Source organism: Stenotrophomonas sp. SAU14A_NAIMI4_8 (genome assembly GCF_003086695.1).
Lineage (GTDB): Bacteria > Pseudomonadota > Gammaproteobacteria > Xanthomonadales > Xanthomonadaceae > Stenotrophomonas.
In genome coordinates, this window is record NZ_CP025999.1 from 1,000,837 (window position 1) to 1,013,949 (window position 13,113).

A 13,113-nucleotide genomic window follows, 5' to 3' on the forward strand; every position below is an offset into this window, starting at 1 on the left:
GTTGGCGCCCGGCAATCCGTCATTCGCGCTGCAGCGATTGCAGCTGCCAGCCGTCGGCATCCACGCGCAGCACCGAGCCCTGTTCGTACCAGTCGCCCAGCACGATGCGGGTGCAGCTGCGGCCACCGGCCTGCAGGCTGTGGATGGCCGGGCGATGGGTGTGCCCGTGGATCATCGTATCCACGCCATGCCGTGCGAAGGTGGCTTCGACCTCCGCCGGGGCCACGTCGGTCACCGTCTCAAACTGTGCCCGGTCGCCCTGCTTCATTTCCGACTGGCGGGCCTGGCTGGCATCGCGTGCCTTCTGCGCGAACGCAATGCGCGCTGCCAGCGGCTGCGCCAGGAACTGTGCCTGGAACACCGGATCGCGGGTCTGCGCGCGGAACTGCTGGTAGGGAATGTCATCGGTGCACAGCAGGTCGCCGTGCTGCAGCATCACCGCGCGGCCGTACAGGTCGATCACGCAGGGGTCGGGCAGGATGCGCAGGCCGGCGCGGCGCGCATAGTCTTCGCCCAGCAGGAAATCGCGGTTGCCGCGCATGAAGTAGATCGGCACGCCGCTGTCGGACAGCGTCTTCAGTGCGTCGGCCACGGCGTCAGCCACCGGCGAGGGCGTGTCATCGCCGATCCAGGCTTCGAACAGATCGCCCAGGATGTACAGCGCATCGGCGCCAGGCACATCCTCGCGCAGGAAGCGCAGGAACAGGTCGGTGATGGCTGGACGGCTGGGGTCCAGGTGCAGATCGGAAATGAACAACGTGGTCATGAGGGCATTCTAGGGCATCGGCCCGCCGCGTCGGGCCGGGGTCAGAGCCCTTTCCGCAGGAAAGGGATCCGACCCCGGAATTACACCGGCAGCGGCAGCCAGGCCAGGCTGGCCCATGCCAGCAACGTGGCGATGCCCGTCGCGGCCAGTACATCGCTGGGGTAGTGCAGCCCCAGTACCACCCGCGACAGCCCCACGCCCAGAGTGAACGGCACCAGCAGCGGTGCCAGCCACGGGTAGTAGGCCAGCGCCACGATGGTGAACGACACCGCATGCAGGGTGTGCCCCGACGGGAAGCTGAACTCGTCCAGCGGGGCCACCCAGGCGCGGATGCGCAGGTCGGCTGCATACGGGCGCGGGCGCCGGGTCCAGCGCTTCAGCCCCTTGTACAGCAGCAGCGCGGCCAGCCCGGTGGCGGCCATGTGTACCGACGCACGCAGGCCGTCGAAGCCGTCCACCAGCACCAGCGCGCCCATCAGCAGGTACCAGAACACGCCGTCGCCCAGGCGGCTGATCACCGCGAACAGGCGGCGCACCCGCCGCCGCCGGCAATAGTGGTTGGCGCGGCGGCACAGCCGTGCTTCGCGCCCGGCCAGCGATTCAAGCGGCGTGGTGCGCATGGCCGTTCCTCCGCGCCTGTGCCAGTTCGGCCAGCAGCGATTCGAACTCGGCCACCACCTGCTGCGGGTGCAGGCGCTTCATCGCGCGGGCCGCATTGCTGCCCAGCTCGCGGCGCAGCGCATCATCGCTGGCCAGCTGCACGGCGGCCTCCACGAACTGCGCATCGTCGTCCACGGCCGCGCCGTTTTCACCGTTGCGCAGGTATTCGCGCGCGGCACCGTAATCGAAGGCCACCGTGGCCAGGCCGCTGGCCATGCTTTCCAGAGTCACGTTGCCGAACGTCTCGCTGCGGCTGGGGAACAGGAACAGATCGCCGCTGGCGAAATGGCGGGCCAGCGCGTCGCCGCGCTGGATGCCGCAGAAGATGAAATCGGGATTGTCGTGGGCCAGTTTCTCGCGCGCCGGGCCATCGCCCACGAACACGAAGCGCGCCTTCGGCCTTACCTGCTGCAGGCGGCGGAAGGCCTTCACCGCCAACCCCAGGTTCTTTTCGGCGGCGATGCGGCCCACGTACAGGGCCACCAGTCCGTTGCCATCCACGCCCCATTCCTCGCGCAGCGCGGGATCGCGCCGGGCCGGGTCGAACTGCTGGCTGTCCACCGCGCGCGCCAGCAGGCGCACGCGCTCGAAGCCCTGTTCGCCCAGGAACTGCTGCAGCTCGCGGGTCGGCACCAGCGTGGCGTCGGCCTGGTTGTGGAAGCGGCGCATCCAGCGCATGGCCGCCGACTGCAGCCATGCCACGCCGTAGTCGGGCAGGTATTCGTCGAAGCGGGTGTGGAAGCCGGTGGCCACCGGAATGCCCAGCCGCCGCGCGGTGCGCAGCGCCGACCAGCCCAGCGGGCCTTCGGTGGCGATATAGATGGCATCAGGGCGCTGCTGCTGCCAGTGCCGGCCCAGGCGGATCGGGGCGGGCAGGCCGAAGCGCAGGCCGGGGTAACGGGGCAGGGCCGCGCCCGGCACCAGCAGGGTGCCCGGCGCCGACTCCAGCGCTTCGCTGGCCTGGCGTGGGCGGATCAGGTCGACCTCATGGCCGGCGGCGCGCAATCCCTGCTCCAGGCTCTGCACGGTCAGTGCAACGCCGTTGACCTCCGGCGGATAGGTCTCGGTGACGATGGCATGGCGCATGGCGGGCCTCCGGTTTTCCGGCATGCTCAGGCCTGGCGATGTAGCCGTTGTGACCGTAATGCGACCGCCCGATGACGGTGCCCGGGCCTGCCGCTCGCAGAAAAAAACCACGGCCCCGAAGGGCCGTGGTCGTGTCAGGTCATGACGGCAGCGCGGTGGATCAGAAGCGCTGCTGGTACTTCAGGTAGACGAAGCGACCGATGTCGTAGCCACCGTAGTAGGAGAACACCGAGTTCGGCTTGGTGTACATGTTCGGGCCGTACTTCTCGAACACGTTGTTGGCACCGACCGAAACAGTGGCATCCCACGGCAGGTTGTAGCGGAACTGCACGTCGTGGAAGGTGACCGAACCGCGCTCGTTGTAGTTGCGCGCGCCGGAGTACCACGGTGCACGCACGCCCGGATCGGAGCACTCATCCGGATGCGCGACCACGCTCAGGCACTGCTCCTTCACGCCGGAGTAGTAGCGGGCGGTCCAGCTGACACCGAAGTCACCCTTGTCCCAGCCGACGGTCAGGTTGGAGCGCACGCGGAAGCCGCTGGTGGCATTGGTGGAAATGCCGTTGACCGGGGTCGGCACCACGGTGGTGTCGTTGGTGGAACGGAAGATGTTCGAGCTGACGTAGGTGGTCGACCACTGGGTGCTGAAGCTGCCCAGCGCGTCGGTGTCCAGACGGTGGGTCAGTTCCATGTCGTAACCTTCGGTTTCCAGGAAACCGGCGTTACGGTTGCCGTAGGTCAGCTTGTTGACGATGCCCAGCACCGGATCACGGGTGAACTGCGCGCAACGCGAATCGATGCCCTGCTCGTAGCAGTCGATCAGGATCTGGTTCGGGCTGTCGGCAACGATGGTGTTGTCGATGCGGATCTTCCACCAGTCCAGCGACACGTTGAAGTTCTGGATGAAGCTGGGGCTCCAGACCAGACCCAGGGTCTTGCTCTTGGAGGTTTCCGGCTGCAGCAGCGGGTTGGAGCCGTTGGTGAACGGCACCGGGGTCTGGTCGGTGCTGCTGGTGATCGGCACGTTGCCCTGCTTCAGCTGACGGTAGGTGTCAGCGTTGGCGATGTCGCGGGCGCAGCGGGCGCGCACGGCGGCGCTGGTACGCGACGGGCCGTAGACGGTGTCGCAGGGATCGGCGTAACCGGTGGTGAAGGTTTCCGAACCACCGCCGTACAGGTCGTTGATGGTCGGGGCGCGGAAGCCTTCAGCCCAGGTGCCGCGCACCATCAGCTGCTCGATCGGGCGCCACTTGAAGCCGAACTTGCTGTTGAGCGTGTTGCCGAAGGTGTCGTAATCCGAGAAGCGCGTGGCAGCGTTCAGGGTCAGCTCCTGCGCGCCCGGCAGACCGGCCAGGATCGGCGCGTTCAACTCCAGGTAGGCTTCCTTCACCTTGTAGCCGCCACCGGTCGGGCCAGCGGCCAGATTGGTGGTGGCACCGGTCTGGGCCAGCGCATCGGGAATGAACTCACCGGTTTCCTTGCGGTGTTCAACACCGAAGGCGAAGCCCAGGTCGCCGCCCGGCAGGGTCAGGATGCTGCCGGCGATGGTGGCGAAGAAGTTCTTGCCCACGGTCTTGCCGGAGGAATCTTCAGCCGGCATCAGGTAGTCGATCAGGGCCTGGTTGCCGGTCAGGCCGTACGGGTTCACCACGCCGGCAGCGACCAGCGGGTTCCAGACCATGCAGTTGGCGATCGGTGCGGCGGCGCTGCCGCACTCCACCTTGCCGGTGGCGGGGTTGTAGTAGGACGGGCCGACCGCGTTCTTCACCCGTTCCTTGTGCAGGTTGCCGGTGGCGTGCTGGCGCAGTTCGTTCTTGTTGTACTGGTAGCCCACTTCCCAATCGAAGTAGCGCTCGCCGATGTTGAAGGTGCCATCGAAGGCGGCCACGGCGCGGTAGGTCTTCAGCTCACTGTCGCTGACGCGCGGCACTTCCCAGGTGCGGTGGTTCCAGGCCACGGCGGTCGGGGTGGCGTAGCCGTTCTTGCGGCCGAACGGGTTGAAGTAGCTGTCGATCGACATCGAACCGATGCCGGCGGTGGACGACTGCAGCGGGTAGCCGGCGATCTGGCGGCTCGATTCGCGCTTGTTGTAGCCCAGCTGGGTGCTGAAGTGCACGTTGTCGGTGATGTTCAGGCGACCATCGACGAACACCGAATCACGCTTCAGCGGATAGTTCAGGTGCATCTGTTCGTTGGTGTTGCTGACATCGCCATCCGGTGCATTGGCATTGGTCAGGTGGTAATTGGCCGGGTTCAGCGGGTCGGCGCCGCGGTTCAGCGAGTAGCTGCAGGTGCCGTTGTTGGCCGCGGTGCAGCCCGGGCCACGCAGGCCGGTGATCTGGCCCCACTGGCTGACCGTGGTCCACGCTTCGGTCGGGTGGCGCGAGGTATTGCCGAAGGCGCTGAAATCGCGGTCCTTGGCCCACACCGCCTTTTCTTCCGAATGCTCGGCCGACAGGGTGATCGAGCCGCGGTCGTTGGCCCAGCCGGCCACCACGTCGAAGCGGTCGCGGGCGCCGTCGCCCTGGCTGTACTGGCCGTGGTAGACGTTGGCGGTCACGCCGGTGGCGTTGTGGCGGGTGATGATGTTGACCACGCCGGCCATGGCGTCCGAACCATAGATGGCCGACGCGCCGTCCTTCAGCACTTCAATACGCTCCACCGCCGACACCGGCAGGCTCGACACGTCCTGGTAACCGGAGGTGCTGATGCCCAGGCGCTTGCCGTTCACCAGCACCAGGGTGCGCTGCGCGCCCAGGTTGCGCATGTCGATGTAGGTGCCGCCCGCGTTTTCACCGGCGCTGAGCACGTTGGCGCGGCTGATCGCCGGGCTGCCCATGGCGGTGACGTTCTGCAGGATGTCGGCCACCGAGCTGAAGCCCTGGCGTTCGATGTCCTTGCGCGAGATCGCCAGCACCGGGTTGGCGTTTTCCACGTCGACCTGGCGGATGCGCGAACCGGTGATCTCGATGCGGTCGAGGGTGGTGGGGGCGCCGTCCTGGGCCAGGGCAGGCAGCGCGATGGTCGCGGTGCCGACGATCAGGGCATGGCGGATCGCCTGGCCCAGCACGGTGGAGCGTGAAGTCATCGAGTCTCTCTCTCTCGTTGAGTCTGCAGATGCAGGCCAAAAGGGCCTGCGAAAGCCGGATTCGCCTGTTGGGACTGAGCCGGTGACTTCGATTTATTCTCGTTCGTTAACCACCTGTAAAGAGGGTGTTGCAAATTGTGTCGCAATTTTTCGCGTTCAGTTCACGCAATTTGAACAAAAGCAAGGGCTTAGCGTCATGACCAAAGTCACGGGTCAGGCGCGAATCAGAAACCTGAATCCGCATTCAGCTAGTGAACTGCGCAAAACGCAACGAACAACGGCCCGCTGAGGGGCCGTTGTCGGGGTGCTGCGGCAGGGGCAGGGCTGTCCGTCGGGGCGGCGCTCAGACCACGAACGGGCGGAACTGCAGGCCCAGGCCAGCCAGGCCTTCGGTCTCGCCGATCAAGTCGGCGCGCAGCAGCGGGCGTGCATCAATGAACGCCTGCGGCACGATCAGCGACAGCCGGCTGTCGTCGGCGGTCAGTTCCAGCGCCGGCGGCGGCACGTCTTCGTGGGCGCGGTTCAGCAGCACGGCCAGGCGCAGCAGCGCGGTCAGGCGCCGTGCGGTCAGCAGCAGGCGCTCGGGCAGGGCATCGAAGGCGGACTTGCCGACGCTGCGCCGGTGGCTGCGCACCAGGGCGGCCAGCATCTGCTGTTCCTGCCGCGAGAAGCCAGCAATGTCGGAGTTCTCCAGCACGTAGCTGCCATGCACGTGGTAGCCGCTGTGGGCGATCATCAGGCCCAGCTCGTGCAGGCGCGCGGCCCAGCCCAGCATGCGCGCATCGTCGGCATCCAGCTTCCAGCGTTCCTGCACCTGCTCCAGCAGGCCCAGCGCGGTCTCCTGCACGCGGTCGGCCTGGGCGGTATCGATGCCGTAGCGCTGGGTGAGCGCGGCCACCGATTCGTCGCGCGGATCGTTCTCGCCGGCGCGGCCCAGGATGTCGTACAGGATGCCCTCGCGCATGGCCGCCTTGCTGACCAGCAGCTTCTGCAGGCCTAGCGCTTGGAAGGCCGCTTCCAGCACCAGGATGCCGCCGGCGATGATCGGCCGGCGGTCGCTGGACAGGCCGGGCAATTCGATGTCGTCGATCTTCTTGGCCTTCAGCAGCTCGTCGCGCAGCTGCGGCAGGGCTTCGGCGGTGATCGCGCCCTTGCTCAGCTTCATGCTGGCGCAGATCTCGCTGATCGCCTTGTGCGTGCCCGACGAGCCCAGCGCCTCGTGCCAGCCCAGCACGCGGTACTTGCTGGCGAAGGGCTGGAACTCGCGGCCGATCTCGGCCAGCGCATCCTTCCAGCGCTTGCGGCTGAGCTTGCCGCCGGGGAAGAAGCGGCGGGTGCTGGCGATGCAGCCGGCCTGCAGGCTCTCGCGTTCCAAGGTCTGCATGCCCTGGCCGATGATGAATTCGGTGGAGCCGCCGCCGATGTCGATCACCAGGCGGCGCTGGTCGGGCTTGGGCGGCTGTGCGTGGGCCACGCCCAGGTAGATCAGGCGCGCTTCTTCGCGCCCGCTCACCACTTCAATGGCATGCCCCAGCGCGGTTTCGGCCGGCATCAGGAAGGCCTGCGGCGAGCGCAGCTGGCGCACGGTGTTGGTGGCCAGGGCGCGCACCCGGTGCGGGGGCACGTTACGGATGCGCTGGCCGAAGCGGGCCAGGCATTCCAGCGCGCGCTGGCGTGCGGCGGCGGACAGGCCGCCCTTGCCATCCAGGCCATCGGCCATGCGCACGGTTTCGCGCAGGCGGTCGATCACCCGCAGCTGGCCGAGCGTGTAGCGCGCGATGACCATGTGGAAGCTGTTGGAGCCAAGGTCGATGGCGGCCAGCAGGTCGCCATCCTGCAATGCGGGCGGAGTCGTGGTGGTATGCGGCATGGGCGAATGTTAGCCGAAGGGGCGGTGTGCTCGTCACCGCGCGGCCTTCACATTTTGTAGGGGGCGTGTGGCAGGGCTGCGCCCTGCACCTGCCGGATCAACGTCAACGGCAACGTCAAAAGCTGGCATTGCGTGGGATCGCGGGGTGGGTCCGGTTGCGGGGGACGCCGCAAGTACGTCCTTGTAGGCTTGGCCGCGGCTTGCTCGTGTGCGCTTTCCTGCGCACACGGCAAGACCGGGGTTGGGCGTCCTGCCCAACCCGCCCGAGGCGTGCCTCGGGCCCATGCCGCGGACACCCCGCAACCGGACCCACCCCGCCTTCGACAGTTCTCTGCCAGCTGATGGGATGGGGTCGGATCCCGTTGCTGCGCAACGGGCTCTGACCCCGGTGTTATGGGGGGATGCCGTCCTGTGCTGCTGTGGGTAGGTGTCGACCTGGGTCGACACGGTAGATCCACGCCATGCGTGGATGAGCCCCAACGTGCCGACCAAGGTCGGCACCTACCGGCTGTCCGGACGGCACGGGGTCGGATCCCGTTGCTGCGCAACGGGCTCTGACCCCGGTGTTATGGGGGGATGCCGTCCTGTGCTGCTGTGGGTAGGTGTCGACCTGGGTCGACACGGTAGATCCACGCCATGCGTGGATGGGCCCCAACGTGCCGACCAAGGTCGGCACCTACCGGCTGTCCGGACGGCACGGGGTCGGATCCCGTTGCTGCGCAACGGGCTCTGACCCCGGTGTTATGGCGACGCCGTCCTGTGCTGCTGTGGGTAGGTGTCGACCTTGGTCGACACGGTAGATCCACGCCATGCGTGGATGAGCCCCAACGTGCCGACCAAGGTCGGCACCTACCGGCTGTCCGGACGGGATGGGGTCGGATCCCGTTGCTGCGCAACGGGCTCTGACCCCGGTGTTATGGCGACGCCGACCTGTGCTGCTGTTGGTAGGTGTCGACCTTGGTCGACACGGTAGATCCACGCCATGCGTGGATGGGCCCCAACGTGCCGACCAAGGTCGGCACCTACCGGCTGTCCGGACGGCACGGGGTCGGATCCCGTTGCTGCGCAACGGGCTCTGACCCTGGTGTTCTAGGGGGATGCCGTTCTGTGCTGCTGTGGGTAGGTGTCGACCTGGGTCGACACGGTAGATCCACGCCATGCGTGGATGGGCCCCAACGTGCCGACCAAGGTCGGCACCTACCGGCTGTCCGGACGGCACGGGGTCGGATCCCGTTGCTGCGCAACGGGCTCTGACCCCGGTGTTCTGGGGGAATGCCGTCCTGTGCTGCTGTGGGTAGGTGTCGACCTGGGTCGACACGGTAGATCCACGCCATGCGTGGATGAATCCCAACGTGCCGACCAAGGTCGGCACCTACCGCATCACAGCCCCTGCATCAACGCCATCTGCGCCGAATGCGGCGCTTCGTCGTGGGCCGGGGCACGCTTGTGGTACACGCCTTCGGCGTCCAGCTCCCACGCGTTGAGGTTGTCGTCCAGGTAGTTCTGCAGCACTTCGCGGTAGACCCGCTTGGCCAGTTCCGGGTCCAGTATCGGGAAGCCGGTTTCGACCCGGCGCAGCAGGTTGCGTTCCAGCCAGTCGGCGCTGGCGCAGTACATTTCCGGCGCGCCGTCATTGCCGAACCAGTACACCCGGCTGTGTTCCAGGAAACGTCCGACGATGGAGCGCACGCGTATGTTGTCCGATACCCCCGGCACGCCCGGGCGCAGGGTGCAGGCGCCGCGGATGATCAGGTCGATCTGCACCCCGGCCTGCGAGGCGGCGTACAGCGCGCGCACCACCTGCGGTTCGTTCAGTGCGTTCATCTTGGCGATGATGCGCGCCGGGCGACCGGCGGCGGCGACGCGGGTTTCGCGCTCGATCCTGGCCAGGATGCCGGTGTGCAGGGTGAAGGGCGACTGCAGCAGGCGCTTGAGCTTCATCTTCGACGCCAGCCCCGACAGCTGCTGGAACAGCAGGTGCACATCGTTGCCGATATCCGCGTCGGCGGTGATCAGGCTGATGTCGGTGTACGCGCGGGCGGTGCCGCTGTGGTAGTTGCCGGTGCCCAGGTGTACGTAGCGGCGCAGCTTGCGGCCCTCGCGGCGCACAATCAGCAGCATCTTGGCGTGGGTCTTGTAGCCCACCACGCCGTACACCACCTGCACGCCGGCTTCCTGCAGGCGGTCGGCCAGGCCCAGGTTGGCCTCTTCGTCGAAGCGCGCGCGCAGTTCCACCACCACGGTCACGTCCTTGCCGTTGCGGGCGGCCTGGATCAGCGCCTCCACGATCTGCGAGTCCTTGCCGGTGCGGTACAGGGTCTGCTTGATCGCCAGCACGTTCGGGTCGGTCGCGGCCTGCTTGATCAGGTCCAGTACCGCGCTGAACGCGTCGAACGGGTGGTGCAGCAGCAGGTCCTGGCGGGCCACGGTGTCGAAGATGCCGTCGCTGTCGCGCAGCGTGCGCGGGGTCATCGGCGGGTACTTCAGGTCCGGCTGCGCGATCAGGTCGTACAGCTGGATGATGCGGTTGAGGTTCACCGGGCCGTCGATGCGGTACACCGCGTTCTCGGTCAGGCCGAAGTTCTGCAACAGGGTGCGCACGATCTCGCGCGGCATGTCATGGGCGATCTCCAGCCGCACCGCCGGCCGATAGCCGCGGTCCACCAGCTCGTCGCGCAGGGCCAGCGCCAGGTTCTCCACTTCTTCCTCGTCCACCACCAGTTCCGAATTGCGGGTGACGCGGAACTGGTAGGCACCCTGGACTTCCATGCCCGGGAACAGTTCATCCACGAACGTGGACAGGACCGAGGACAGGAACACGAAGTTCTGCGGGCCCCCCAGCTTTTCCGGCAGCTGGATGATGCGCGGCAGCGAGCGCGGCGCGCGCACGATCGCCAGGTGGCCGGCGCGGCCGAACGCATCGGTGCCCTTCAGCACCACCACGATGTTCAGCGACTTGTTGAGGATCTTCGGGAACGGATGCACCGGGTCCAGGCCCAGCGGCGACAGCACCGGCATGATCTCGTTGCGGAAGTACGCGCGCAGCCATCGCTTCTGGCGGTGGGTCCACGAATGTCGGCCGAGCACGCCGATGCCGGCCTCCATCAGCGCCGGGCGCAGGGTCTCGTTCCAGCAGCGGTACTGCTGGTCCACCAGTTCCGCGGCCCGGTCGTGGATGGCATTGAGGATGGTCTGCGGGCTCATGCCATCGGGGGCCGGCGGCAGGCCGAATTCCTGCGCGTGGCGCACGGCCGCGGCACGGATCTCGAAGAATTCATCCAGGTTGGTGCAGGAAATGCACATGAAGCGCAGGCGCTCCAGCAGCGGCACCTGCGCGTCCATGGCCTGGGCCAGCACGCGGAAGTTGAAATCCAGCTGCGACAGCTCGCGGTTGATGTACAGCGCCGGGTCACGCAACGGATCGCTGTCCGGGCTCACGGGGAGGGGGAGGGATCCGAGGCTGCTCATGGCGTCATTCTTCGATGGAAGTCAGGGGGGCGGTGTCGCGCGTTCGTACGTGGTCGGCATCGAAATGGCAGGCAAACACCGAGCCCTTGCCGACTTCGCTGTCGATTTCCAGCCGGGCGTGGTGCAGGCCGAGGATGTGCTTGACGATGGACAGGCCCAGGCCGGTGCCGCCGCTCTCGCGCGAGCGGCTGCTGGACACCCGGTAGAACCGTTCGGTCAGGCGCGGCAGGTGGCTGGCCGGAATGCCGTAACCGGTATCGCGCACGGCCAGCACCACGCCGTCGCCTTCGCGGCGGAACTGCACGTCGATGCGGCCGCCGGCCGGGGTGTAGCGCACGGCGTTGGTCACCAGGTTGGAGAAGGCGCTGTGCAGCTCCTTGGTCGAGCCCTGCAGGTCCACCCCGGCCAGGTCGTCCACGTTGATCTGGTGGCGGCCCTGGCTGTGTGCCTCCGCTTCGCGGCGCAGGGTGGCCAGCATCGGCTGCATGGCCACGGTCTCTTCCTCGCTGTGTTCCTGCGATTCCAGCCGCGACAGAGTCAGCAGGTCTTCCACCAGCTGGGCCATGCGCTGGCTCTGTTTGCGCATTTCTTCCAGCATCGGGCCGGTGCCCGGGAAATCCTCCGGGTCCATCATGTCCAGGTAGCCATGCACCACGGTCAGCGGCGTGCGCAGTTCGTGCGACACGTTGGCCACGAAATCGCGACGCACCTGTTCCAGTCGCAGCAGCTTGCTGACATCACGCGCGATCAGCAGCCAATAGTCCTGCGAATAGGGGATCAGCCGCAGGTTCAGGCGGATGGCCGGGTCGACCGGCGAGGGCACGTCCAGGATCGGTTCGGCATTGCGCCCGCCGGCCAGCCAGTGGGCCAGCGGCATCGGTTGCAGGCGGTCCACCAGCGCTTCGCCCAGATCGCCGGGGTGGTGCAGGCCGAGCAGGGCAGTGGCCGCTTCGTTGAACCACTGCACGCGCTGGCTGTTGCGGTCCAGCACCACCACCGCATCGGGCAGGGCGGCAGCGGCGGCACGGTAGCTGCGCAGCATGTCCAGCAGGCGGCGCTTGCGCACGCGCATTTCCACCTGGTTGCGGTACAGCAGGCGGTCCAGCTCGTTCCACACGCCGGAACCTTCCTCGGCGGTTTCCCAGCGCTGGCGCGCGGTCAGCCGGCGCAGCACGCTGCGCAGGCGCCAGTAGTGCCAGGCCAGCGTGGCCAGGGCGGCCAGCGCGATGCACAGCCACAGATGCCCACTGAACCACCCGACCACGCCGGCCAGCACCAATACCGCTGCCACGGAGGCCAGCGTCTTCAACCAGGCGGAGCGGATGTGGCGGGGCATTGCGGTCTCGTCGTTGGAGGCGGCGGTTCACGCGGTGAACCGAGGGTTATAGCAGAGTTGCCGACACCGGCACCGGCAGGTGCGCGGTGCCGGCACGACGAGGCTCAGGTCGCGGTGGAGAAGCGGTAACCGGCGCCGCGCACGGTCTGCACCATGTTCTCGGCATTGAACGGTTCCAGCGTCTTGCGCAGGCGGCGGATGTGCACGTCGATGGTGCGCTCTTCCACGTACACGCTGCCGCCCCACACATGGTCCAGCAGCTGCGCGCGGGTATACACGCGTTCGGGGTGGGTCATGAAGAAGTGCAGCAGTCGGTATTCGGTCGGGCCGATCGGCACCGGCTGGTCGTTGGCGAACACGCGGTGGGCGGCGCCGTCGATGCGGATCGGACCGACCGACACGCTGCCGTCCTCGTCGTCATCGCGGGCGCGGCGCATGACCGCGCGGATGCGCGCCAGCAGTTCGCGCGCGGAGAACGGCTTGACCACGTAGTCGTCCACGCCGGCTTCCAGGCCACCCACGCGATCGTTCTCTTCGCCGCGTGCGGTCAGCATGATGATCGGCACTTCGCGGGTCAGCGTTTCCTTGCGCCAGCGACGGGCCAGGTCCAGGCCGCTGGTGCCCGGCAGCATCCAGTCCAGCAGGATCAGGTCCGGCACGCGGTCGGCGATGGCGGTCTGGGCTTCACGGGCATCGCCCGCGTGGACCGGCTCGTAATCGCCCTTGCGCAGGGCGAAGGCGACCATTTCTCGGATCGCGGGCTCGTCGTCGACGATCAGGATGCGTTTCTGCACGAGGACACCGTAGGGCTCGGTTACTGGAGTGGTGCCAGTAGACTA

8 protein-coding genes are annotated in these 13,113 nt (G+C 67.2%); all 8 read right to left on the reverse strand.

From position 1 onward, the window contains the following. Positions 1 to 19: 19 nt before the first annotated feature. Positions 20 to 766, reverse strand: a complete 747-nt coding sequence (lpxH, locus tag C1930_RS04470) for a UDP-2,3-diacylglucosamine diphosphatase (RefSeq protein ID WP_108755514.1) — start codon at positions 764 to 766, stop codon at positions 20 to 22. An 80-nt stretch (positions 767 to 846) separates the two neighbouring features. Then, complete coding sequence (locus tag C1930_RS04475; protein ID WP_108752303.1) at positions 847 to 1,386, reverse strand: phosphatase PAP2 family protein; 540 nt, start codon at positions 1,384 to 1,386, stop codon at positions 847 to 849. Beyond that, entirely contained in the window at positions 1,367 to 2,512 is a 1,146-nt protein-coding gene (locus C1930_RS04480) for a glycosyltransferase family 1 protein (RefSeq protein WP_108755515.1), read from the reverse strand. Before C1930_RS04480 ends, C1930_RS04475 begins: the two co-directional genes overlap by 20 nt. Before the next feature lie 160 nt (positions 2,513 to 2,672). Beyond that, positions 2,673 to 5,600 (reverse strand): TonB-dependent receptor, encoded by a 2,928-nt coding sequence (locus C1930_RS04485; RefSeq protein WP_108771157.1) that lies wholly within the window; start codon positions 5,598 to 5,600, stop codon positions 2,673 to 2,675. 343 nt (positions 5,601 to 5,943) lie between these two features. Continuing rightward, positions 5,944 to 7,470, reverse strand: a complete 1,527-nt coding sequence (gene ppx, locus C1930_RS04490; protein WP_108771158.1) for an exopolyphosphatase — start codon at positions 7,468 to 7,470, stop codon at positions 5,944 to 5,946. A gap of 1,380 nt (positions 7,471 to 8,850) precedes the next feature. Continuing rightward, a complete protein-coding gene (ppk1, locus tag C1930_RS04495) occupies positions 8,851 to 10,938 on the reverse strand; it encodes a polyphosphate kinase 1 (RefSeq protein ID WP_108755518.1) in 2,088 nt (695 codons plus the stop codon). A 4-nt stretch (positions 10,939 to 10,942) separates the two neighbouring features. Continuing rightward, complete coding sequence (gene phoR, locus C1930_RS04500) at positions 10,943 to 12,274, reverse strand: phosphate regulon sensor histidine kinase PhoR (RefSeq protein WP_108752307.1); 1,332 nt, start codon at positions 12,272 to 12,274, stop codon at positions 10,943 to 10,945. Positions 12,275 to 12,378: 104 nt separating this feature from the next. Further along, positions 12,379 to 13,068, reverse strand: a complete 690-nt coding sequence (gene phoB / locus C1930_RS04505) for a phosphate regulon transcriptional regulator PhoB (protein WP_108748700.1) — start codon at positions 13,066 to 13,068, stop codon at positions 12,379 to 12,381. Positions 13,069 to 13,113: the final 45 nt, after the last annotated feature.

What these genes read in the sequence shown, in the direction of transcription:
- phoR (WP_108752307.1), bottom strand. Translation starts at nt 12,274, where the DNA reads ATGCCCCGCCACATCCGCTCCGCCTGGTTGAAGACGCTGGCCTCCGTG.
- C1930_RS04480 (WP_108755515.1), bottom strand. Translation starts at nt 2,512, where the DNA reads ATGCGCCATGCCATCGTCACCGAGACCTATCCGCCGGAGGTCAACGGC.
- C1930_RS04485 (WP_108771157.1), bottom strand. Translation starts at nt 5,600, where the DNA reads ATGACTTCACGCTCCACCGTGCTGGGCCAGGCGATCCGCCATGCCCTG.
- C1930_RS04475 (WP_108752303.1), bottom strand. Translation starts at nt 1,386, where the DNA reads ATGCGCACCACGCCGCTTGAATCGCTGGCCGGGCGCGAAGCACGGCTG.
- ppk1 (WP_108755518.1), bottom strand. Translation starts at nt 10,938, where the DNA reads ATGAGCAGCCTCGGATCCCTCCCCCTCCCCGTGAGCCCGGACAGCGAT.
- lpxH (WP_108755514.1), bottom strand. Translation starts at nt 766, where the DNA reads ATGACCACGTTGTTCATTTCCGATCTGCACCTGGACCCCAGCCGTCCA.
- ppx (WP_108771158.1), bottom strand. Translation starts at nt 7,470, where the DNA reads ATGCCGCATACCACCACGACTCCGCCCGCATTGCAGGATGGCGACCTG.